The 23,089-nt window shown below is 45.3% G+C and carries 18 protein-coding genes; 17 read left to right on the forward strand and 1 reads right to left on the reverse strand.

Going from position 1 to position 23,089, the window contains the following annotated elements; translation table 11 throughout:
* Positions 1–53 precede the first annotated feature (53 nt).
* Entirely contained in the window at positions 54–764 is a 711-nt protein-coding gene (locus AC27G9_RS02725; RefSeq protein ID WP_487070767.1) for an SOS response-associated peptidase family protein, read from the forward strand.
* A gap of 78 nt (positions 765–842) precedes the next feature.
* Here the strand turns inward: AC27G9_RS02725 and AC27G9_RS02730 are convergent, their stop codons facing one another.
* Positions 843–4,244 carry a S8 family serine peptidase gene (locus tag AC27G9_RS02730; protein WP_487070769.1) on the reverse strand — a complete coding sequence of 1,134 codons (3,402 nt, stop codon included), beginning with the start codon at positions 4,242–4,244 and terminating at the stop codon, positions 843–845.
* 657 nt (positions 4,245–4,901) lie between these two features.
* Between AC27G9_RS02730 and AC27G9_RS02735 the strand changes: the two genes are divergently transcribed.
* From AC27G9_RS02735 to nhaC, 16 genes are all read left to right on the forward strand, one after another.
* On the forward strand, positions 4,902–6,089 hold the full coding sequence (locus tag AC27G9_RS02735; protein ID WP_487070771.1) for a thiamine pyrophosphate-dependent dehydrogenase E1 component subunit alpha: 1,188 nt from the start codon (positions 4,902–4,904) through the stop codon (positions 6,087–6,089).
* On the forward strand, positions 6,089–7,066 hold the full coding sequence (locus AC27G9_RS02740; protein WP_487070773.1) for an alpha-ketoacid dehydrogenase subunit beta: 978 nt from the start codon (positions 6,089–6,091) through the stop codon (positions 7,064–7,066). Before AC27G9_RS02735 ends, AC27G9_RS02740 begins: the two co-directional genes overlap by 1 nt.
* Before the next feature lie 11 nt (positions 7,067–7,077).
* Positions 7,078–8,703 carry a dihydrolipoyllysine-residue acetyltransferase gene (locus AC27G9_RS02745; RefSeq protein ID WP_487070775.1) on the forward strand — a complete coding sequence of 542 codons (1,626 nt, stop codon included), beginning with the start codon at positions 7,078–7,080 and terminating at the stop codon, positions 8,701–8,703.
* A 137-nt stretch (positions 8,704–8,840) separates the two neighbouring features.
* Positions 8,841–9,698: a 23S rRNA (adenine(2030)-N(6))-methyltransferase RlmJ gene (locus AC27G9_RS02750; RefSeq protein ID WP_487070777.1), complete on the forward strand. Its 858-nt coding sequence runs from the start codon at positions 8,841–8,843 to the stop codon at positions 9,696–9,698.
* The gene (locus tag AC27G9_RS02755) at positions 9,695–11,533 is read left to right on the forward strand and encodes a protein kinase domain-containing protein (protein WP_487070779.1); all 1,839 of its coding nucleotides are present in this window, start codon (positions 9,695–9,697) and stop codon (positions 11,531–11,533) included. Before AC27G9_RS02750 ends, AC27G9_RS02755 begins: the two co-directional genes overlap by 4 nt.
* A gap of 38 nt (positions 11,534–11,571) precedes the next feature.
* Entirely contained in the window at positions 11,572–12,441 is an 870-nt protein-coding gene (locus AC27G9_RS02760; protein WP_487072043.1) for an acyl-CoA thioesterase domain-containing protein, read from the forward strand.
* A gap of 2 nt (positions 12,442–12,443) precedes the next feature.
* On the forward strand, positions 12,444–12,962 hold the full coding sequence (locus tag AC27G9_RS02765) for a gamma carbonic anhydrase family protein (RefSeq protein ID WP_487070781.1): 519 nt from the start codon (positions 12,444–12,446) through the stop codon (positions 12,960–12,962).
* 436 nt (positions 12,963–13,398) lie between these two features.
* Positions 13,399–14,520, forward strand: a complete 1,122-nt coding sequence (locus AC27G9_RS02770; RefSeq protein ID WP_487070783.1) for a pyridoxal-phosphate-dependent aminotransferase family protein — start codon at positions 13,399–13,401, stop codon at positions 14,518–14,520.
* 145 nt (positions 14,521–14,665) lie between these two features.
* Positions 14,666–15,895 (forward strand): nucleoside recognition domain-containing protein, encoded by a 1,230-nt coding sequence (locus AC27G9_RS02775; protein WP_487070785.1) that lies wholly within the window; start codon positions 14,666–14,668, stop codon positions 15,893–15,895.
* A 76-nt stretch (positions 15,896–15,971) separates the two neighbouring features.
* A complete protein-coding gene (locus AC27G9_RS02780; protein WP_487070787.1) occupies positions 15,972–16,661 on the forward strand; it encodes an SIMPL domain-containing protein in 690 nt (229 codons plus the stop codon).
* 17 nt (positions 16,662–16,678) lie between these two features.
* The gene (locus tag AC27G9_RS02785) at positions 16,679–17,134 is read left to right on the forward strand and encodes a GAF domain-containing protein (RefSeq protein ID WP_487070789.1); all 456 of its coding nucleotides are present in this window, start codon (positions 16,679–16,681) and stop codon (positions 17,132–17,134) included.
* Entirely contained in the window at positions 17,131–17,421 is a 291-nt protein-coding gene (locus tag AC27G9_RS02790) for a hypothetical protein (protein ID WP_487070791.1), read from the forward strand. The genes AC27G9_RS02785 and AC27G9_RS02790 overlap by 4 nt, the downstream gene beginning before the upstream one ends.
* Before the next feature lie 17 nt (positions 17,422–17,438).
* On the forward strand, positions 17,439–18,101 hold the full coding sequence (gene proQ, locus AC27G9_RS02795; protein ID WP_487070793.1) for an RNA chaperone ProQ: 663 nt from the start codon (positions 17,439–17,441) through the stop codon (positions 18,099–18,101).
* 1 nt (position 18,102) lies between these two features.
* Positions 18,103–20,142: a carboxy terminal-processing peptidase gene (gene prc / locus AC27G9_RS02800; protein WP_487070795.1), complete on the forward strand. Its 2,040-nt coding sequence runs from the start codon at positions 18,103–18,105 to the stop codon at positions 20,140–20,142.
* A 94-nt stretch (positions 20,143–20,236) separates the two neighbouring features.
* Positions 20,237–21,574: a sodium-dependent transporter gene (locus AC27G9_RS02805; protein WP_487070797.1), complete on the forward strand. Its 1,338-nt coding sequence runs from the start codon at positions 20,237–20,239 to the stop codon at positions 21,572–21,574.
* A 16-nt stretch (positions 21,575–21,590) separates the two neighbouring features.
* On the forward strand, positions 21,591–23,063 hold the full coding sequence (gene nhaC / locus AC27G9_RS02810; RefSeq protein WP_487070799.1) for a Na+/H+ antiporter NhaC: 1,473 nt from the start codon (positions 21,591–21,593) through the stop codon (positions 23,061–23,063).
* The last annotated feature ends 26 nt before the right edge of the window (positions 23,064–23,089 follow it).

Below are 23,089 nucleotides of genomic sequence, written 5' to 3' on the forward strand. Positions count from 1 at the left end.
GTCTAGTTTGTGATCAAATGGTGGCGAACGCAAATTTAAACAGAGAACGATTTATGTGTGGACGTTTGAACGTGATTGATAGTCCTGAGCTTAGGACGTTATGCGAACAGCTTGAAATTGCAATTTATCCAAAGTCAGGGCTCAGAACCGGGCGATTCAAGTCCGTCGCCAATGAGATTTCTATTGTCTACCAAAGTGGCAGTGAAATGATAATGGACGATGCACTGTGGTGGCTATTGGTTGAGCCGAACCGTGATCCAAACAACCCATTAAAACCGTCTCGCTACACGTCTTTTAATACCCGTTATGACAAGTTGAATGTACCAAGAAGTGCAGGGTTTGTCGCTTTCAGAGAAACGCGGTGTGTCATGCCTGTGTCTGGTTTTGGTGAATCACAAAAAGAGGGCACTGACACGCGTTATACCGATTTTATTGCTACACGTGGAGCGATGCTGCTAGGAGGGCTGTATCGTGAGTGGGCAGTAAATGTCGGAGAAGGTCAAATTGTGAATAAATTGTCTTGCTCAGTAGTGACATTACCGGCGCATGACAAAATTGCACCTTACCACACTAAAGCTAGCCCTCTAATGTTGAGCTTAGAAGACGGAAGCGCTCAAACATGGTTGGATACCTCACGGCCACTAAAGGACGTTGAGAGTTTACTCAAACCTACGGTTCGAGAAACACTGAATGCTCAGCCAATTGATAAGCCGTCGCTCTATAACCCCATTGGCGATTCTGCACTAATTGACAGAGACGGCTAGCACCAGCTTGTTAACCTTATTCGAGATAATAAAAAGGCCGCTACAAGAGCGGCCTTTTTTTGTGCTTTAACAGCTATCTTACTTTGTACGGCGTCTTAGGAACGCGATAGGAGCAAGAAGAAGTGTTAACCAACCCATAGAACCACCTGAACTGCGAGGAGGATCAACCGGCGTTGGAGTAGGCGCAGGCGGCTGTTCGCTTGCTTCGTCTGCTAGGTTGTTGATAGCAATTGTAACCTGTGCAGGCTCTGATACGTTACCAGCAGTATCGATTGCTACTACGTCCATAGACACTGACTGAAGACCAGCGTCGTAGTCTAGCAGCTCAGAGTTAGCAACAGTAATCACACCGTCACGAGACACTGAGAATGCAACAGATGTTGAAGACTGTACGAAGAACTCAGATACCGGACTTGTGATGCCGTCAGCATCACTAGCGACTAGTGTACCAACAACAGTGTCGTTAGCAGTGTTTTCGTCGATTGCGAAAGACTGAGCTTCGATAGTTGGCGCGTTATCGCCATCTACAGCGATGCTAGTTGCAACTGCACCTGCCTGACCTAGGAAAGTAAATCCGCCTTGGCCAACACCGTTAAGGTAAGCTTTTTCACCCGGCGCTAGTGTTGCAACCGCTTCACCCGCAGCGTCTGTTACCGTAGGTGCTGCTACTAGTGGGAACGAGTAGTTTGTTACTACTAGATCATCATCGTAAGCCACTGAAGGGAAGAAGTCGAAAGCACTATCTTCAACACGGAATGCTACGTTAGCAGAAGCATTGTTCAAATCAGCAATCTCAAGACCTAAATCGTCGATACAGCTAACCATAGAAAGTACGTTACTGCCTGGCTCGTGAATCGTGCCGAACAATGAACCAGAAAGGGCGCTGAACGGACGCGTGAACGTCAATACCGCAGAAGAATCACGACCGAACGCAGACTCATTTAGCGTTTGCGCTGTGAAATCCATTACGCCGTCACCATCAGCATCAACATCCATGAACCAACCGTTTGCATGAAGCGTAGCAATTGGGTCACGCATAGTGATGTTGGTAAAGACAATCGCTTCACCTTCACATGTTGCAGCAGGAACTGGTAGATATTCAAGAGACGTGTTAACAATGTCAAATTGCTTGTCTTCATCGATACCACTGTCAATCATAGTCGGAACAAGCGCAGTAGAAACAGCAGTAGTACCTGTGTTTGTTACTGTTCTCATTACGCCATCAGCAGTGATCTCACTACCCAGTGTGACTGAACCGTATGCTTTAGGCAGTACGTGATAAACCAAGTGCATTGTTTGGTCGTTGCTGTCGGTTAGTACCAAGGCACCATCATATTCAACGGTTGTTAGGTCAGCGGATTCAGACGGTGCATTAGATTCGTCTAATGTCCACTCTGGTAGGTTAGCTGGATCGATAGTCGCCGTTACGTCAAACGTTACTGTTTGACCTGGGCCTACAGTAACAGTAGCTGGGTAAGCCATTGTCAACGCGCCAGTAGCAGTGTCGTTTGCGAAGCGTGCTTCATCAGAAAGTGTGTAAGTTTTCGCTTCAGTCGAGAAGTTTTTAAGCGTGATAGTCTTAGTAATTGACGCTGTTTCGCTTAAGCCTAGTAGACCGAAAGAAAGCGCTGCTTGTAGCGTTTCGCTATCCCAAGCTGCTGTAGTAGACTGAGATGCTTTCTCTACGTCAACAAGACCTGCACCAATGTAGCTGATTGGAGCCAACTCTGTGTCAGGGTGTGTAGAACGTGGGTTAAGCGTTACGTCTAGGTTTGCGTTGTTCATGATCGTTGCTTTCAATTCGAAAGCGTTACGATTTGGGAACACCTCAGCTAACATAGCCATCGCACCAGCCGTAATTGGGCTAGAGAATGATGTACCGCTAATAGGTGTTGTACCTGTACCTGTACCAACTTCAGCTGTATCGATAGCAGTACCTGGCGCAGTGATTTCAGGCTTAAGCATGCCGTCTAGAGAAGGACCACGAGACGTAAACGTCGCGATTGCGCCTTCTTTAACGAACAACTCAGAATCAAATGCGAATGCTACCGTGTCAGAGTCGATAAGCGCTTTAAGTGCTGCACCGTCTTCGAACGATACCATCACAGAGTTGATGCCGATCGGCGCTGTTGGTGTACCACCCATAGTGAATGCACCATCGCCAGCAACATTGTTTGCTACGATAACGAAATCAGCACCTGCGGCCTCAGCGTTTTGAATTTTAGTTGTAAACGCACAACCACCACGGTCGATTAGGGCAACCGAGCCAGTCAAATCAGTCGTGTAAGCGGCACAGCCAGTTTCGTTGGTACCAACTTCTGCATACATTAATGGCGTAGTGCTATCAACACTAAACTCAGGCTCTGGGTTAAATGCAGCTGCAACTGCAGTAACGTCTGCACCGCCGATGCTACCAGAAACTTCAGCTGATTCTGCAGTTGGGTGAGTCATTGCGCCAACAGACAACGCATTTGCTGTTGTACTTGGGCCACCAACGATGAATGGAGTAGGGCCATCGTTACCAGCAGAAATTGCTACTACCACACCAAGCTCTACAGCTTGATTGATAAGTTCTGCTACAGCACCACCGCGGCTTGTACCAAAATCACCACCCAGTGACATGTTGATTACGTCGACACGGTCAGAAATGTCGCCATCGCCATTCGGGTCCATAGACGCTTCAAGGCCAGCAAGTTGAGCTGCACCTGGGCAAGTTCTGTCACAAACTGTGTATGCATAAACTTGCGCGTCTGGGGCAACACCTAGTACAGAGTGAGCTACGTGTGTACCGTGGTTGTTGTTATCCATCGGATCTGGGTCGCCATTGAAGAAGTCGAAACCACCAATAACGTTGCCGATTGGCCATGCAGGCGTGTCTGCGAGGTCAGCTGTTGCTTCTGCAAACGCTTCTGCTGTACCAGGACCACCTACTGCAGCGTGAGTGTAATCGAGACCTGAGTCAAGAATTGCAACGCGTGTACCATTACCGCTTGCAACACCACCTGTTACGAGTTGAGTCGCGTTGATGTATTCAGCACTCTCGGCTACATCAAGTGTACGGTTGTAAACTGGTAATACGCTTTCTACGCCACTTAGTTTTTTGATCTCTGCAACTGCCGCCGTAGAACCATCGATAACCAAGCCTGCGACTAGGTTAGACGTGCGCGACATGATTGTTACGTCAATGTCTAAGGCTTCGATTTGTGCTTGAAGCTGGTCTAAGCCCGCGTCTGAATCAACGCTAGATTTTGCGGCTAGACCTTGCTTACTAAGGATAGCAGCTTCAGCTTTTGATAATGCAGTATTGCTAGAGGCCTTAACCAACCACGTAGTACCAGCAGTCTCAAGCGCAGAGCTTGCTACTGTTGCTTCTTTAACTTGGCTTTCAAGGATAGTGTCTAAATTAATTCTGTCTGTTGCAGCAACGGATGTCGCCGATAGTGCCAGCACGATAGCTGCACTTAGATTTGTCTTTTTCATATTAGTTCTCGTATGAATAATTCCCTGGGTCCCAGCAACTTTTTTGTATCAATGACCAAAGGTCATTCGCCTTTTTTAAAGCATATTTCGTCGCTTGGGAGTTCGACAGTAACACACTTTTTTTGCTTTTGTAATGATTCTGTAGCATTAATCGGATCAAAGGTTTTACTGCAATATAAGTAGCTAAATACAAGAATTTACTAAAATTAATATTAGAAAATTACTATTTGCCGACAGCTCTGATTGATTTTTATGCACCTAGAACGTTTAAGGTGATTACAAAAAAAGCGCAAGGACATTTATCTACAATAAAATGACCAAGGTAAATAGTTAGCCGTTTATTGTTGTTAATGCAATGTAAAATTTAATATACATTTTGTTATCGGGCTCGGAAAATAGCGGTTTCTTTGCGCTTGTAAGCTAAATCAGGGTTATTTTGTAAAAGAAATATTCAGTTTTAACTAGAAATTCGCTCAAATTTTACATTGATTTTACTTTGTTAGGATGATTGTCACGTTTTTCAGCTTGCAATGAGTATGATTGTTTCAAACACACCTGATTTTTCGTTTTAATTAAAAAGACACTCCGTCCCGCACTCCACTAGCATAGACAGCTCAAATAATTAGCGATTAACCCTCATTGCTAAGGGGAAGGTTAGTGAAAGACAGAAATCATTTGGCTGAAGTAAAAACAACAAGTCAGGTAGAAATCATCACAAAAGGGGTAGTGGATATCCCTATGCTGCAAATTTTATCAGCCTCAGGTGAGCTGATAGAGAACGCGTCTGCACCAGAGATGACACAAGAAGAAGCCGTAAAAATCTTCAAGACTATGGAATATATTCGCGTGCTAGATGAGCGTATGGTGGCAGCACAACGACAAGGTCGTATTAGCTTCTATCTGGCCAGTACCGGTGAAGAGGCCGCATCTGTTGCGAGCGCTGCTGCGTTGAAGTCGCAGGACATGATTATGAGTCAGTATCGCGAGCAAGGTTCTCTCGCTTACCGTGGCTATTCGACTAAGCAGTTCATGAACCAAATGTTCAGCAATAAGGATGACCCAAATAAAGGTCGTCAGATGCCAATCCACTATGGTGACAAGCCTCTCAACTTCATGACCATTTCTTCACCGCTCGGCACACAAATCCCGCAAGCAGCGGGTTATGCCTATGGCCAAAAGATGGCCGGGCAGGACGCGGTGACAATTTGTTATTTTGGAGAAGGTGCTGCGTCGGAGGGTGATTTTCACGCCGGTGTAAACATGGCGGCCGTATTAAATTGCCCGACAATCTTTTTCTGTCGTAACAATGGCTACGCTATATCTACACCTGCCGAGGAACAATTTGCTGGTGACGGCATCGCATCCCGAGGGATAGGTTACGGTGTGAAAACTATTCGCGTTGACGGCAACGATGTATTTGCTGTGTTTGCTGCGACAAAACTCGCCCGCGAAACCGCACTAAAAGACAATTGTCCTGTACTCATTGAGGCTATGACATATCGCTTAGCTGCGCATTCTACATCCGACGACCCAACCGGTTATCGCTCACGTGATGAAGAAGACAAATGGCGTGCAAAAGATCCAATTGTTCGATTTGGGAATTGGCTAAATTCACAGGGGTGGATTGACACCGACGCCCATGAAAAATGGGTAGAACAGCAGCGCCAAGAAGTGCTCGCTGCACTCAAAGAAGCCGAAAAGATCGATGTCGCTCCAGTTGAAGATATCGTTAACGACGTATACGACGAAGTGCCTTGGCATCTGCAAGCCCAACTTGATGAATTGAAGTCTCATATTAAGAAGTATCCGAATGACTATCCAAAAACCGCTGGGAGAGTGAAGTAATGGCTCAGTTAAATCTTTTACAAGCGATAAATAGCGCGTTACAAATCTCAATGGAAAAAGATGAACGTGTGATGGTATTCGGAGAGGATGTTGGACACTTCGGCGGAGTATTTAGAGCAACGAGTCACTTACAGGAAAAGTTTGGACGCGATAGATGTTTTAACACGCCTCTAACAGAGCAAGGTATTATTGGTTTTGCCAATGGCCTTGCCTCCCAGGGGTCGGTTCCCGTTGCTGAAATTCAATTTGGCGATTACATCTTCCCCGCGTTTGACCAAATCGTTAATGAGACCGCTAAATGGCGTTACCGCTCGGGCGGCCAATTTAGCTGTGGCACCCTGACGATCAGAACGCCATATGGTGGAGGCATTGCGGGCGGCCATTATCACAGCCAGTCTCCAGAAGCGTTTTTTGCTCACGTTCCAGGATTAAAGATAGTGATTCCCCGCAATCCGTATCAGGCCAAAGGGCTACTTCTCTCTGCGATTAGAGACGATAACCCAGTCTTGTTTATGGAGCCGAAACGTCTCTATCGCGCTTCAGTTAGTGATGTACCTGAAGAGGATTACATGTTGCCTTTGGGCAAAGCCGACTTAGTACAAGAAGGCAATGATATCACTCTGGTTGGATGGGGTGCGCAAATTGAGATTCTTCAAAAAGCGTCTGATATGGCCCTCGAGCAAGGTGTGTCATGCGAAATCATTGATCTACAGTCGATCCTACCATGGGATGCGGAAGCAGTTTGCGAATCGGTAATGAAAACAGGACGTTTGTTGGTAAACCACGAAGCACCGCTAACGGGCGGTTTTGCTAGTGAGATTGCAGCCACAATACAAGACAAATGCTTTTTGTACTTGGAAGCGCCTGTAGCTCGAGTCTGTGGATTGGACACGCCTTATCCGCTGGCGCACGAAAAAGAATATATGCCAGACCACTTGAAGACGTATGAAGCGATCATGCGCACTATGCATTACTAAAGGGGCAGATCATGACAATAGACTTTATATTGCCAGATATCGGTGAAGGAATTGTTGAGTGTGAATTGCTTGAATGGTTAATTGCAGAAGGCGATGTCATTGAAGAAGATCAACCTGTTGCTGAGGTCATGACAGACAAAGCAACAGTACAGATTCCGGCTATGCACGCGGGCACGGTACGTAAACTTCATTATCAGGTAGGTGAGATTGCAAAAGTGCATAGTCCTTTGTTTTCAATGGACACCTTAGAGCAAACAAACCAGCCAGAAGAACAAACTGTGTCTACCGAGGAGCTAGCGGTAGATGATGCTGCGCAGGAGCAGGAGCCAACCAGTTCGACTAGCAAGGCTTCTACTAGTGCGGCTGAAGATTTTATTCTGCCTGACATTGGCGAAGGTATCGTTGAATGTGAGATTGTTAAGTGGCACGTAAACGAAGGTGATGCGATTGAAGAAGATCAGGTCGTCGTTGAAGTGATGACTGATAAGGCGGTTGTTGAAATACCGGCTAAGCACAGTGGTGTCGTATCAAAGCTTTATCACGGTGAAGGCGAAATCGCGAAAGTACACACTCCACTGTTTGCATTAGTATCAAACCATCAAGCAGAGGTTGTAACGGAAACCGAAAAAGCGTCGGTTGCCCCTGTGTCAGAAAATAGCATAACGCATTCTAGTGATAAGGAATCAAAATTTGCAGATGGCGCTTATGAGCCACCTGTTGCCATTGATGGCAAAGTATTAGCGAGCCCAGCAATTCGTCGAATGGCGAGAGAACGCAATATCGATCTCAGTCAAGTGCAAGGTAGCGGCAAAAAAGGGCGTATCCTAAAGCGAGATTTGGCAGTCGCTGTGTCTAATCAGCAGCAAACCTCAACTATTGAGAATGAGAAACCAGTACCAACCTCGAAACATGCGGCAAACATAGCGATAGGCGGTATTCGTACGGAACCTATGCGCGGAATTCGAGCTGCGATGGCGAAACAAATGTCGGCGTCGGTGAATACTATTCCTCATTTTACCGTCACTGATGAACTCAATATGGACGCACTGATCGCCCTAAGGAAATCATTGAAGCCGGAATTTGAAGCGAAAGGCACCAAGTTGAGTTTCATGCCATTTTTCGTAAAAGCGTTATCACTAGCCTTGAGTGAATTTCCAATTATCAACACTCAACTGAATGACGACGCAAGTGAGCTCACGTATTTCGACGACCACAATATTGGCTTTGCAGTAGATTCTAAGATTGGTTTGATGGTGCCCAATATTAAACGGGTTCAAGACAAATCATTGTTAGACATTGCCCAAGAGATGCAAACGATTATCGATTCAGCGAGAGAGGGCCGCTTGGCATCCGATATGATGACTGGGGGGACTATCAGTATCTCAAACATTGGTGCTATAGGTGGGATGGTAGCAACACCTGTCATCAATAAACCAGAGGCTGCGATAGTGGCGTTAGGGAAAACTCAGACGTTACCCAGGTTCGATGAAAGTGGCGAAGTCACGGCGGTGAATCTAATGACCGTGAATTGGTCAGGCGATCACCGAATTATTGATGGGGCCACTATGGTGAGGTTCAACAATCTTTGGATGGATTATCTACAACACCCAACCAAGATGTTGATGCATTTGAAATAAAAGTTGGATGCGAAAAAACGCCAGTTCAGAAATGACCTGGCGTTTTTTATTTTCACCTGTCTTTTCTCGCTATGACTTGTGGTTTGCGCTCGCGTCGTTAAAATTAACCCTAACTCAGAATTTGTAGATGAATTAGATTGTTAAGTTATAAACACGGATTTCACGCTGGTAACCATGCCGATGTGCTCAAACACTTAGTTTGGGTCGCGCTTATTACAAAACTCAAAGAGAAAGAGAAGCCTTTTGTCTTGTTTGATACCCACAGTGGAGCAGGGCTTTATGACTTAAATTCGTCAGAGTCTCAAAAGAACAAAGAGCACGAAACGGGTGTTGGGAAAGTGGATTTTTCGCAACTAGATGACCCTCTCATTCAAGCCTATAACCAAATAATTGCGCCTTTTTTTGCCGAATATCAATATCCTGGTTCACCCGCTATTGCATTGTCTTCGCTACGAGATGGCGACAAGATGCACCTTATCGAGCTCCACCCCAATGAATTCGATGTCTTGCGAAGCAACTGTCGAAGTGTTGGGAGCCTAGGTAATTACAAGTTTCACAAACGCGATGGATTGGAGGCGTTGATTGGTATGACGCCACCTAAACCGAATCGCGGAGCCGTATTGATAGACCCGCCCTATGAGAGGTTCGAAGAATACGCTGAAGTTATCGCTGCGGTAAAAGCGACCTTAGCCCGGTGGCGTAACGGTCAGATTGCTATCTGGTATCCCTTGTTGTCTGAAAGAGCGGGAAAGAAATCCGGTCAAAGCGAGAAAATGGTAGATACGCTGGCGAAACTCGGCAGTACTGCTTGGAAAGCTGAATTTTGTATTGACGAGAAAGCTTCTGACACGGGAATGTATGGCTCTGGCATGTTAGTCATAAATCCAAGTTGGCAAATGGATGAGAAGGTATCGCGAAGCATGCGCTTAATTCAAAATCAAATCGACGGTTCAACAGATTTTGAATTAACGTGGTTGAAAACAGAGGGCTCATGAACCAAGCGAGGGAGCTAAAGCACTTTTACATCCCAGAAGAACAATCCATTTACTTGTTGTCGAGTTCTGACGCAAAAAAATTGAGAGATTGGGTTGACCTTTGTATCAGTGAATTGGAAAGTTTGGGTTACCAAGATATAGAAATGATCGGCAAAGGGGCCTATGGTTTTGCCTTTGCTGGCCATACCGCCGATGGCACTCAGCTCGTTTTTAAGTTTTCCCGCATAAATTTACCTCAGCATGTTCAAGATAGATTAGAAGAGGAGGCCTACATGCTTAGGCATGTCGTACATCCTCTCGTGCCTCCTTATTTTGAATATCAACAAATCAAACGTCAGAGTATCTTGGTGATGGGGCGAGCGATGGGTGAAGATTTAGAGCAATACAGCTTAAGGCACGGACCATTATCGCCTCGATTAGTCGTAAAAATAGCGGTTCAACTTGGTGATATCCTGCTTTACCTTCGGCAATTTAAAAAAGGGGGGGCAGACTCTCCCATCGTACATGGTGATATTAAACCCTCTAACATTGTCTTTGATGAATCTCGGGAAACCATTGGATTGATAGATTGGGGGTCATCTGTATTTGCCCAAATCGATGAGTCCGGTCAAGTGGTTGGCAGTAACGTTATGGACTTGATGTCTGGTGATTTACAAAATACCAACGCGCGATTAGGAGACGTATATTTTATTGGTGAAGACCAGCTTAACGGTGGTCTGTCGACGCCTAGGTTTGATGAACAAGGAATGGCAGGGACCTTGTACGCTCTCGCGTCAGGTCAATCATGTCGATTTGGAACCAAGGTGATTACGCCCGAATCATTGGGGTTGCCAAAGTTGCTGGCCAGCGTGTTGAGTTACATGCTAAGCGACGACCCGGTCAAAAGAAGGCAGGGTGGCGATTATTTTTTTAACCACCTTCATGTCCTTCGTCAAACGGTGTTTGTTGCGGACAAGCCATTAGAATACACACCTAGCATTCCAACATGGCTCGGTTACCACAGTGAATCAATTGAGACGGTGGTGTACAGTTCAAGAAAATCGTTTTTGCGTCAACAAGGCCACCACATTGCCGAAGACCTCAATTATCTAAATGACGCTCAGTTTGACCGATATTACAAACAGTACCTACAAGGAATGGGCGCGACGGAAAAGGCCTTCATCGCTGCAGTCTCTCGATTAGGGAGGTTCCCTGTCGTAGGGGGGATGGCAATTCGTTGGGAGCCTGAGGGGATTTATGTCGATTCAAGTTTGAACCTTTATGATCACGATTTAAAAATCGCTTTCGAATTATCCGTCAATACCATTATCGATTTAGCGAGAGCCATACATCGCCCTGGTATCTTTAAGTGTTGTCTGTTCAACGCAAAGGATACACTGCATATAGAGCGGGAAGACCCGACAATACCCTTTACGCCTACATCAGCGTGTCGCATTCCTTTCGAATTGAGTAGAGCGTCTGTCTCTACAGATGAATCCAGAATGCACTCATACTTTGAAGATGGTGATGACCCAGACGAGCTACTCGCATTACCCAGTGACATCATGCGCTGTATCGAAGCGTTAAACGATATACATCATACGGGGTGTATCATCTTCGAGGCGTTACCCAACCATCTGAAAATTCACAGTTATTACATGTTGCTAGATCACAAATCAGAAACACAATTCCGAGCATTACTCGATGAGATTGTAGAACATATACCGAAAATAACGGGTGTGGGTATTTCAGGATTTATGAAATTACCGTATAAAGACACACGAATTTTTGAGCACCGAGCGCACCTACCTGAAAAGTACTATCCCCGGAATCCAAGGGCTGAAGTAGGACTGTAGCGCCCCATTTAAGGTGGTCAATCGCAAGAGGATTAATGATGAAAGATGTAAAAATAGCGTCGCTATTTGAATTGGAAAATATTGAATCAGGCCTGTACCGAGGCGACAGTTGGGACTTGGGTTTTCGCGCCTTGTTTGGTGGTCAAGTCCTAGGCCAAGCGTTGACATCTGCCTATCGCACCGTCGCTGACGATCTATTTGCTCATTCATTTCATACGTATTTTTTGCTTCCCGGTGATGCTAAAAAACCGGTTGTCTACGATGTTGAGGTAGTCCGGGATGGCCGCAGCTTCTGTACTCGAAGAGTGAAAGCCGTACAAAATGGTAAAACTATTTTTTACATGACGGCATCGTTCCAACGAGCAGAGAATGGGTTGTCGCACCAATTCGCCCAAATGCCGACAGTGCCTGGCCCAGATGATGTAGAGTCAGATATCAGTTTTTACGAAGATAATTTCGATAAAATTACCCCGAGAATGCAAGAAGCGCTGAGCTACCACAAACCTATCGACATCCGCACAGTCGACGCCGCACATTCATTTCGTGCACAGAAACGCGATCCAGTTCGCTATGTATGGATGAGGGCAAAAGAAGGACTAAGTCAATCTATTCCATTACATCAAGCAACCATGGCGTATGCCTCGGATTACCATTTTCTCAGTACTTCCGTTCAACCCCATGGTATCTCCATGACTGATAAGTCGTTGCGAATGGCAACCATTGACCATGCCATGTGGTTCCATAAGCCCTTTGATATGAACGAATGGCTTCTATACGTCATGGATAGTCCGTTTAGTGGCAACGCCAGAGGCATTGTAAAAGGGCAGTTTTTCAATAAGCAGGGCGAACTCGTGGCTTCCGCCATGCAAGAGGGTTTGATGCGTCAAATACAGTCTAAGGAAGAGTGATCATGGTTTATCAACTGGGCGAACTTGCCCCTAAAATTGCGCCGGACACTTATGTAGCGCCTGGCGCACATGTCATCGGCAACGTGGTGATCGAAAAAGAGTCCAGCGTGTGGTTTAACGCGGTTATCCGTGGTGACAACGAATGTATCCAAATTGGTGAGCAAACCAATATTCAAGATGGAAGTGTGTTACACAGTGATGACGGTTCCCCTCTAACAATAGGCAATGGCGTGACAGTCGGGCACAAAGTGATGCTTCACGGCTGTACAATTGGTGATTACACCCTTGTGGGAATCAACGCCGTCATACTAAACGGGGCAAAAGTCGGGCGCTATTGCGTGATTGGAGCCAATGCCTTGATTACTGAAAACATGGAAATCCCCGATTATTCAGTAGTAATGGGTAGTCCAGGAAAAATTGTAAAAACGTTAAATGAAAATATGGGTAAACAGCTCGAGCTTTCAGCGCAGCACTATGCGAATAATGCAAAGCGCTTTTCAAGTGAATTAAAACCCGTATAGCGCTGAACTTATCCTTTCGCCCAATAAAAAATGCCCAGAACTAAGGAGTTCCGGGCCTAGGGGAATGGCTCATTGCTGAGCCGTGCGCTAACTTTTCACCTCAACGGGAGGGAGTTCATCAAAATTACTAGATGGACAATAATAATAGAACAAAAGCGCTCAAAATATAAACAATTTTTTTGAAATATTTTAATTTCATAAATTCAGGCACTTAAATCAGAGTTGTGAACAAATTTCACACAATTCTGGCGATAAAACAAATTCATTTGTTTTAAATGTGAACATAGCGTCTGTTTTATCTACAGATTGTTCACGGTTTATCCACAGTGTATTTTCTCTTTTCCTATTCACGAGATTTATGTTGAGGATGACACCTTGTAGTTTGATGAATATGTTGTGACAATCGAGATTCAACGCGTAGATTGGAGATTTAATCATGCAAACTTATCAAACCTTTACTCCGCCCATTCGAACGTTAATGGGGCCGGGGCCTTCTGACGTCAGTCCGCGCGTACTCAATGCTATGTGCCGCCCAACCTTGGGCCACCTCGATCCTATGTTTATCCAGTTAATGGACGACACTAAAGCGCTATTGCAATACGCATTTCAAACCGAAAACGCACTGACAATGCCGATATCTGCTCCTGGCTCGGCGGCAATGGAGGCATGTTTTGTTAATTTAGTGGAACCTGGTGACACTGTTGTTGTGTGTATTAACGGCGTCTTTGGTACACGTATGGTTGAAAATGTTGAACGATGTGGCGGTAAGGCGATCAAAGTCGAAGATACTTGGGGAACGCAGACAACGCCAGAAAAACTAGAGGATGCACTTCGTTCAAATCCAGAGGCTAAATTTGTTGCATTCGTGCATGCCGAAACTTCTACAGGTGTGCGCAATGACGCCAAACTGTTGTGTGAAATTGCGCAACAATACAACTGTTACACCATCGTTGATGCAGTAACATCGCTAGCGGGTATCGAAATTGATGTTGACGGTTGGGGTATCGATGCGATTTATTCAGGCTCACAAAAGTGCCTGTCGTGTGTACCTGGTATAGCTCCCGTGTCATTCAGCGATAAAGCTGTAGAACTCATACAAAACCGTAAAACCAAAGTGCAAAGTTGGTTCTTAGACATGAATCTTATCGTTGGGTACTGGGGTAAAGGCGGTAAAAGAGCCTACCACCATACTGCACCGGTCAATACTGTGTATGCCTTGTACGAGAGTTTAGTTATGCTCCAAGAGGAAGGCTTACAGAACAGTTGGGAACGACATAGTGCAACACACAAGAAACTGGCGTCAGGGTTGGCTGAATTAGGCTTAGAGTTTGCCGTAGAAGAACATTGTAGGTTACCTCAACTCAATGCCGTCAGAATTCCTGATGGTATTGATGATGCTCAGGTTCGAAGCACCTTGCTCAACGACTATAATCTAGAAATTGGCGCTGGGCTCGGTGCATTGGCTGGAAAAGTCTGGCGTATCGGTTTAATGGGCCATGGTTGTACCGACAAAAACGTCGATTATTGTTTATCAAGCCTCAAAAAGGTCCTCAAATAGTGACAAGCGCCCTCGAAACGAGGGCGTTTTCCTTTCATCAGTTCCTGTTATGGCAAAGACCATCTTCAAAACCTTTTGAAAGTCATTGATGACAATCGAAAAATTACTTATCTTGCCCATATAAGAACTCATTACCACACACCCTATGCTCAATAAAATTTGGATGAGCTTTATCCTCATCGCGTTCGTTGTTGTCTCAATACAAGCCCTATTTTCGGGTGACGGGGCGGGCTTTGAAGCCGCGATGACGGCTATGACGTCGATGGCAAAATTGAGTGTTGAAATCGCAATAGGACTAATTGGATTACTCGCTTTTTGGTTGGGCATTTTTAAAATCGCAGAGCATACTGGTCTCGTTGAAAAAGTGGCCTATGGCCTCAGCCCGCTGTTCTGCCGGTTGATGCCAGACGTACCGAAGCGCCATCCAGCAGTTGGTTCGATGACCATGAATATGTCGGCTAATTTCCTCGGGTTAGATATCGCAGCCACGCCTTTTGGCATCAAAGCGATGGAAGATTTACAGTCTTTGAATAAAGACAAACAGACAATCACCAACAGCCAAATACTGTTTTTGGTCCTCAATACGTCTTCCGTGACTTTGTTTCCCATTGCCGTATTTTTATATCGCGCTGAAGCGGGGGCTGCTCAACCCACAGATGTTTTCGTACCAATTTTATTGGCAACCTCAGCGTCGACACTGACAGGTTTATTAGTCACTTGCGCCATACAACGGATAAATCTCTTCAATCGCGTTATTTTCCTGTATGCCGTATTAGCGTTAAGTTTACTTGCTTCCGTTGTCTTGTATTTTTCATATTTATCGAGTGAATTACTGGCGACCCATTCCTCAGTCTTTGCTAATGGGTTGTTGTTTGCTTTTATTGCTCTAGTACTCGCGTCGGCTTGGCGTAAAGGCGTGGATGCCTACAGTTTGTTTGTCGAGGGTGCAAAAAAAGGCTTCGATGTCGCTATTATGTTAATACCTTATTTGGTTGCTATGTTGATTGCTATTGCTGCGCTGCGGGCGAGTGGTGTGTTGGATTCGATTATCGGAGGCATCGCTTGGTTGGTTGGTATCTTGGGCGTTGACGCACGATTTGTCGATGGCCTGCCTACAGCATTGATGAAACCACTCAGTGGTAGTGGCGCTCGAGCCTTAATGATAGAGACAATGCAACACCATGGCGCTGATAGTTTTGCCGGTAGATTAGCATCAGTATTGCAGGGGAGTACTGAAACGACTTTCTACGTGTTAGCAGTGTATTTGGGCGCCGTAGGTATTAAATATTCCCGTTACGCGTTACCGTGCTGTCTGGCGGCCGACCTCGGCGGAATTTCTATGGCGGTGCTAGTGTCATATTGGTTTTTCGGATAGCCAATCTCGTTCAGCTTGGATTAACCCAGTGGTTATTAGGCTTATGGATAAAACCTAATTATCAGCGGAGTGAAAAATGAAACAGTTTTTGGGAATTGCAATTGGCCTTTTGTTAACTTACAGCGCAGGAGTCGCAGCACAACAAACCGATAGAGAGACGATTTCTGTTACCGCCTCTGGTGCCGTTGAGCTTGTACCCAATGCCTTTGCGTTTGACGTAGTCATAGAAGAACGCGGTGAGCGAGTCTCTGATTTGAATCAAAAAGCATCAGCGAGTGTTCAGCGTATTGTTCGGTTTCTAGTCACACGAGGCGTGAATGAAAATAGCATCACATCTATGGATGTTAATTTACAACCGTGGATAGAACACAGCCAATCCAAAGGTCGTGAAAACAAAGGATATATTCTGACCCGAGTTGTTTCTGTGACACATGACAACATCGAAGATTTTGACAACATTATTGATGGTGTGACAAAAAATAGTATAAATCGTGTGCAATCGTTCAAGTTATTGCACAAAAGCGAAGAAAATTATGCCCATCAAGCCTTGATAAATGCTGTGAAAGAAGCAAAATTGAAGGCATCACTGGTGGCTAATGAACTCGATGTGAAGCTCGGTGCAGTTGTGGCGGTAAATTTACTCAATGCAAACTCGCCTAGTCCAATGTTCGAAACCAAAGCGTTCAGTGATATTGCACAGGCATCATTGCCCGGCACTCAAACTCACACTGCTGATGTGGCAGTGGTGTTTGAAATACAAAACTAACGATAGAGAATACAGATTTGAGTTACTCCCCAATCGGCACCCTTGTCGAACAAGCAAGGGCTCTCGTACATGGCGAGCCAGATATGATTGCCAATATGGCGAACATCAGTGCATTGCTGTTTAATCAATTAGAAGAAGTCAATTGGGCAGGTTTTTATCTGTACAAAGATGACCAACTCGTACTCGGGCCGTTCCAAGGCTTGCCTGCTTGTATACGGATCCCAATGGGAAAGGGCGTATGCGGTACAGCAGCTCAGACTGGTGAAGTACAACGCATCGCCGACGTCCATGCGTTTGAAGGGCACATTGCTTGTGATGCGGCGTCCAATTCAGAAATTGTTATTCCTTTGAAAAAAGATGGTAGACTGCTGGGCGTGTTGGACATTGACAGTCCGGTTCACGATCGCTTTACAGAACAAGACCAAGCTAAACTTGAGTCTATCGTTTCGCTACTTATCGAAAGTATTTCATGAAACAGAATGTCGATATCCATGTCGCGTTGGCGACATTTGCAGACATGGAGGATTATCACGATGATCCAGATGGCGCAGCTGAGCAATTAAATCTCATTTTGCACCTGATGTATGATCGTGCTGATGAAGATATTGATACCCAAAGGCTGGAAAAATTATTGGGCCTTGTATGGGAAACGTGGCATCAAGACCTTCACCTCGTCGATTTGGATGAGGGAGAATTGCTAGATTGGGTTGACCAGCAGCTAGCAACTTGGGATGATGCCGATACTGAAGAAACACACTAATTACCACTGAATTATTGATGGAACCAACAGAAAAGTTTACAAATAGCAAAGACGTTATCGCATTTTTAGCCGAGTCATTCCCAAACTGCTTTAGTGTAGAAGGTGATGCAAAACCTTTAAAAATCGGTATTTTTCAGGATCTTGCAACTCGTTTAGAGAACGAGGAAAGGGTAAGTAAGACGCTTTTGCGCTCTACTTTGCGTCATTACACAAACAGCTGGCGCTACCTCCACAGCGTTAAAGAAGGTGTGTTTCGTGTTGATTTAGACGGCAACAATGACGCTCAAATTGAAAAAGAGCACGCAGACCACGCACAACAGCAGCTTGAAGAGAGCAAAGCAAAAGCAGCTGAAAAGCGCAAAGCGCAGCAAAAAGAAAGCCGTAAAAACGATAAACGTCCGCCCCGTCGAAGCCAAAAGCCCGGCGCAGAAGGTCAAAAGAAATTTACGTCTTCGGGAACTAAATCAAATTCTCACAGACAAAATAGAGTACCGCCCGCGAAATTAACAGACGCGGATTTAAAAAACGGGACAAAAGTCACAGTAAAACTGGGCAAATCACCAATGCCTGCCATAATTACTGAAGTTGCCAAAGATGGTGTCCATGTGCAATTGGACACAGGGATGGTTGTCAAAGTCGCTCCTGAGACTTTACGTCTAGCTCGTTCCAAGAGGTCGTAGTATGAAAGATATCCTTCGAATTTCCGTAGCAAGTGCATTCTTAACACTGAGCGTTGGCGCCAGTGCTGGTTCATCAACCACTGAAGTAGAACAACTCCCCGTTCTCAAGCAAGAGACCCAGCATGCGGTGTCTGCAAAGCGCGTAAGTGCCTTGTTTACCCGTGCACACTACAAGGAAATTTCGTTGGATGATGAACTATCAAGCATAATGTACGACCGTTACTTACGGTCGCTTGATAGTAATAAGCAAGTATTCTTGGCTTCAGACATTAAAGAGTTTGAAAGCTACGAATTGGCATTTGACGATGCAATGGCCAAGGGAAACCTTGAGCTGGCATACGTTATGTACAACCGCATGTTAGAACGTCGCGTTGAGCGGTTTGAATACGCGTTATCCTTGTTGGACAAGGGCTTTGATTTCGAAAAAGCAGATGACAAATTCTACTACGACCGCGAAGACGCTGCATGGCCTGCTACTGAAGCCGAGCTCAATGAGCTGTGGCGCCAAAGAGTTAAATACGATGGCTTGAACTTAGTCATTGCGGGTAAAACCTGGGAAGAAGCCAAAACGCTTTTGGATAAGCGTTATACTCGGGCTATCAAACGCCTGAAACAAACTAAAAGTGAAGACGTTTTCCAAACGGCTATGAACGCCTTCGCTCGTTCCATTGAAGCCCATACCAGTTACCTATCACCGCGCAACGCTGATCGTTTCAAGATGGAAATGAATTTGTCTTTCGAAGGAATAGGCGCAGTACTGCAAAGTGAAGACGATTACACGGTAATTCAACGTATTGTCCCTGGTGGTCCAGCGGACGCATCGAAAGCGCTGAAGCCCGAAGATAAAATTGTAGGTGTAGCACAAGATGACGAAGATTTTGTTGATGTCATTGGTTGGCGCCTAGACGAAGTCGTCGAACTGATCAAAGGTCCGAAGGGAAGCGTAGTTCGATTACAAGTCGAGAAGGGCTCTACTGACAGTAAATCGACATCGGTTGTGAGCCTGACTCGTGACAAAATTAAGCTAGAAGATCGCGCAGCAAAAGCCGAAGTCTTTGTCCCCGAAACGGGGCCTTTCCAAGGCGAAAAAGTTGGCGTAATCGACATTCCTAGTTTCTACAATAATTTGCATGCTGATGTGAAGAAGGAATTAGACGTACTTAAAGCCGAAGACGTCAAAGGTGTCATTATCGATTTAAGAGGTAATGGTGGTGGTTCGTTAACTGAAGCGACGCTATTAACCGGTCTTTTCATCGACAAAGGCCCAGTGGTTCAGATTCGTTACGGTGAAGGTCGCGTCAGTGTTAATCGTGACACCGACGGCATGATTGCTTATGACGGTCCGTTGACGGTACTAGTAGACCGTTATAGTGCATCGGCATCTGAAATTTTTGCCGCGGCAATGCAAGATTATAATCGTGCGTTGATCATCGGTGAACAAACATTTGGTAAGGGTACGGTGCAGCAGCACAGGGGCCTAGGTCGAATCTATGACCTATATGAGAACCCTCTCGGCTCGGTTCAATTTACCATTGCGAAGTTCTACCGTATTAATGGCACCAGTACTCAGCACTTGGGTGTTGTTCCGGACATTTTGTACCCGTCTGCGATTAATCCTGACGAGTGGGGCGAAAGCCAAGAAGAGAATGCGTTACCTTACGACAGCATCAACCGCGCGAATTACATGACATTTGCCGATACGACTGAAACGTTGGACGTATTAACTGCTAAACACCAAGCTCGAGTGTTAAAAGACCCAGAGTTTGATTATATTTATCAAGACATCGAAGAGTACAAAAAGAACAAGGATAAAGACTTTATTTCTCTTGTGAAATCTGAGCGAGAAGCTGAAGATAAGCAACAGGAAACGGATGCACTAACAAGAGTAAATGAAAGACTAGAACGTATGGGTATGGAAAAAGTAACGACACTTGACGATGTACCTGAAGAGCTAGAAGAGATTGACCCGTTCCTAGCAGAAGCGGCTAATATCACTTTCGACCTAATCGAAACTGGCAAATACGCGATTCGACGAAACTAGTTAGAATACGAAAAAGGGGCTGGCATGCATCGTCAGCCCCTTTTTTATGTCTAGCGACAGAAAACACAATAAAACAATAATAAAGGGAAAAATCATGGCACTGAGAGGTGAATTCTCTTCACGAATTGGCTTCATACTCGCTGCTGCAGGCTCTGCAGTTGGATTGGGTAATATTTGGGGCTTTCCTACACAAGTCGCAAGTAATGGTGGGGCGGCATTCGTTCTCGTCTACTTAATTCTTGCATTCGCGTTAGCGTATCCCGTACTCATGGCTGAGCTGATTATCGGTAGAGCAACTCGCTCGAATATGGTCGATGCGCTCGGCAAAATCAGTAATGGTAATCCGGCCGGCACCCTTACCGGTATTTGGGGCGGCATTACGGTTTCACTCATACTGGCATTTTACGCCATTGTCGGTGGATGGATGTTTGCCTACTTCACCGAGTCATCGGTGCGCGCAGTCGGTATTGGCAGTGCATCCGATTGGTTACTTGGTTTTTCAAACACGCGAAATTGGATTTTCTGTGCAATTTTCATCTCGATGACGGCGCTAATTGTCACAGGTGGCGTAAAAGAAGGCATTGAAAAATGGTCAGTCAGACTTATGCCTACGCTCGTGATCATCATCGTGGCTTTGATTGTTTATGTGAGTTTTCAACCGGGTGCTATCGATGGTTGGAAAGCGTATCTCGTTCCTGACTTCTCAGCATTGCTAAACCCAGAGCTATTAATCAGTGCGATGGGGCAGGCGTTCTTCTCTATGTCTCTAGGTGTCGGTACTATGCTGGTGTATGGTTCTTATGTCAGTAAAAATGAAAACCTACCTTCAATTGGTGCTTCAGTGGCACTTGTGGACATCGGTGTTGCAATTATAGCGGGTATGCTAATCATCCCAGCAATGTATGTTGCATTGAATAATGGTGTAGAGATATTTACCGCCGAAGGCGTACTAATCGAAGGCGACCAGCTCATTTTCACTGTGCTACCGGCATTGTTCGAGACCATTGGTAGCGTTGGTGTATTTGTGTCTTTTGCTTTCTTTGCACTGATGGCCATCGCGGCTCTCACTTCTTCAATCTCAATGCTGGAAGTGCCCGTCGCTTATCTAGTAGAAAGTAAAGGGATGGCTCGCAAAAAGGCAGTATGGACTATGGCAGCCATTATATTGGCTACAAGCTCTTTGATTATATTCAATTTTGGCGCGCTCTTTGGCTTCGTTATTACCCTGACAACTGAGTATAGTCAGCCGCTTCTCGGCCTTGTATTGTGTATTTTTGCCGGATGGGTATGGAAACGTAATGCCATTTTAGAAGAATTAAAATCTGGCTTTGAAAATGCTGAGCAGTCGATGTTTTGGAAAATTTGGCCTTGGTATGTCAAGTTTGTCTGCCCAGTGGTGATTCTAATCATGTTCATCCGTTCAGTTATGTAGTCGTAAGGTGAAAAACATGACAACACAAATAAAAGAACCAACGGTATTAGACGTCGTTATCCCAATAGTTTCACTCATCGTTATGATGGGGACCGCAGTTTGGTTGTTCGAAGATAATTCGTCATATGGGCCTAACCAAATTGCCTTGCTAATCGGTATGGGCTTGGCCTCCATCATTGGCCTTAAAAATGGCTACAGCTGGAAAGCGATTGAGGAAGGTATTGTTAAAGGTATCTCAATGTCATTGGGAGCCTGCCTAATTTTACTTGCTGTCGGTTCATTGATCGGCACTTGGATGCTTGCGGGTACCGTACCAACCTTGATTTATTACGGCCTCGAATTGCTAAACCCATCGATGTTTTATGCGGCCGCCTGCTTAATTTGTGCTGTTGTTGCTATGAGTATCGGCAGTAGTTGGACAACGGCGGCAACCGTTGGTGTTGCACTCATGGGCGTTTCATCAGGGATGGATTTATCAGCAGCTGTAACCGCCGGTGCCGTGGTCTCTGGGGCGTATTTCGGTGATAAAATTAGTCCGCTATCTGAAACAACAAACTTAGCACCAGCGGTCGCAGGAACTGACTTGTTTGACCATATTCGCTATATGTTATGGACAACAATTCCTAGCTTCGTATTGACGCTAATCCTATTTCTTCTTTTAGGCTTCTCGGAGGACACATCACAAACGGTTTCTCGTATTGAGGAAATGCAGTCAGTATTGAATTCCTCTTTTGAACTTGGGCCTATTTTACTTGTTCCATTGGTAGTCCTACTGACGATGGCTATCAAAAAAGTCCCAGCGTTTCCGGCGGTATTTATCGGTGCTTTGCTAGGGGGATTATGGGCGGTACTGTTCCAAGGTAATGTCGTGATTAGTATGGGCGCGGAAGGGGATTCTGAAACAATCCGAACAGTCAAAGTGGTTTGGGCAGCACTTTTTGATGGCGTGAGTTTTTCAACGTCTGATGAAAAACTCAATGACTTGTTAAGCCGTGGTGGTATGTCGAGCATGCTCAATACGATTTGGTTAATTATTTGTGCAATGTCATTTGGCGCGGTACTAGAGAAAGTCGGCTTGCTCAAACGCGCAGTCGCATTAATTTTGCGCGGTGCAAAGTCTGCAGGTTCAATGGTAACGCGCACAATCCTCACGTGTATCGGTACAAATATCTTCACCGCTGACCAATATATTTCTATTGTGATGCCGGGTAGGATGTATAAAGAAGAATTCAAAAAGCGTGGATTAGACCAACTAAACCTAAGTCGAAGCCTAGAAGACGGTGGGACGCTAACCTCGCCACTGATTCCGTGGAATACATGCGGTGCCTACATGCACGGCGTTTTAGCAGTAAACCCACTTGATTATTTGTTCTATGCTTTCTTTAATTTAATTAATCCAGTTTTAGCCGTGATTTACGCCTATCTTGGTATCAAAATTTTGCGCTTAGAACCGCCTTTCGATACACAAGAAGAAACGAATAAAGCATAATTTTTAGCAACACTCCCTTAGGCAAT

The organism is Alteromonas sp. 5NS40-0096 (assembly GCF_057544385.1).

Excerpts from the sequence above, each read along its gene's own strand:
- AC27G9_RS02725 (WP_487070767.1), top strand. The coding sequence starts at position 54 with ATGTGTGGACGTTTGAACGTGATTGATAGTCCTGAGCTTAGGACGTTA.
- AC27G9_RS02780 (WP_487070787.1), top strand. The coding sequence starts at position 15,972 with ATGAAACAGTTTTTGGGAATTGCAATTGGCCTTTTGTTAACTTACAGC.
- AC27G9_RS02760 (WP_487072043.1), top strand. The coding sequence starts at position 11,572 with ATGAAAGATGTAAAAATAGCGTCGCTATTTGAATTGGAAAATATTGAA.
- proQ (WP_487070793.1), top strand. The coding sequence starts at position 17,439 with ATGGAACCAACAGAAAAGTTTACAAATAGCAAAGACGTTATCGCATTT.
- AC27G9_RS02755 (WP_487070779.1), top strand. The coding sequence starts at position 9,695 with ATGAACCAAGCGAGGGAGCTAAAGCACTTTTACATCCCAGAAGAACAA.
- AC27G9_RS02730 (WP_487070769.1), bottom strand. The coding sequence starts at position 4,244 with ATGAAAAAGACAAATCTAAGTGCAGCTATCGTGCTGGCACTATCGGCG.
- AC27G9_RS02770 (WP_487070783.1), top strand. The coding sequence starts at position 13,399 with ATGCAAACTTATCAAACCTTTACTCCGCCCATTCGAACGTTAATGGGG.
- AC27G9_RS02775 (WP_487070785.1), top strand. The coding sequence starts at position 14,666 with ATGCTCAATAAAATTTGGATGAGCTTTATCCTCATCGCGTTCGTTGTT.
- AC27G9_RS02805 (WP_487070797.1), top strand. The coding sequence starts at position 20,237 with ATGGCACTGAGAGGTGAATTCTCTTCACGAATTGGCTTCATACTCGCT.
- prc (WP_487070795.1), top strand. The coding sequence starts at position 18,103 with ATGAAAGATATCCTTCGAATTTCCGTAGCAAGTGCATTCTTAACACTG.
- AC27G9_RS02790 (WP_487070791.1), top strand. The coding sequence starts at position 17,131 with ATGAAACAGAATGTCGATATCCATGTCGCGTTGGCGACATTTGCAGAC.
- nhaC (WP_487070799.1), top strand. The coding sequence starts at position 21,591 with ATGACAACACAAATAAAAGAACCAACGGTATTAGACGTCGTTATCCCA.
- AC27G9_RS02740 (WP_487070773.1), top strand. The coding sequence starts at position 6,089 with ATGGCTCAGTTAAATCTTTTACAAGCGATAAATAGCGCGTTACAAATC.
- AC27G9_RS02745 (WP_487070775.1), top strand. The coding sequence starts at position 7,078 with ATGACAATAGACTTTATATTGCCAGATATCGGTGAAGGAATTGTTGAG.
- AC27G9_RS02765 (WP_487070781.1), top strand. The coding sequence starts at position 12,444 with ATGGTTTATCAACTGGGCGAACTTGCCCCTAAAATTGCGCCGGACACT.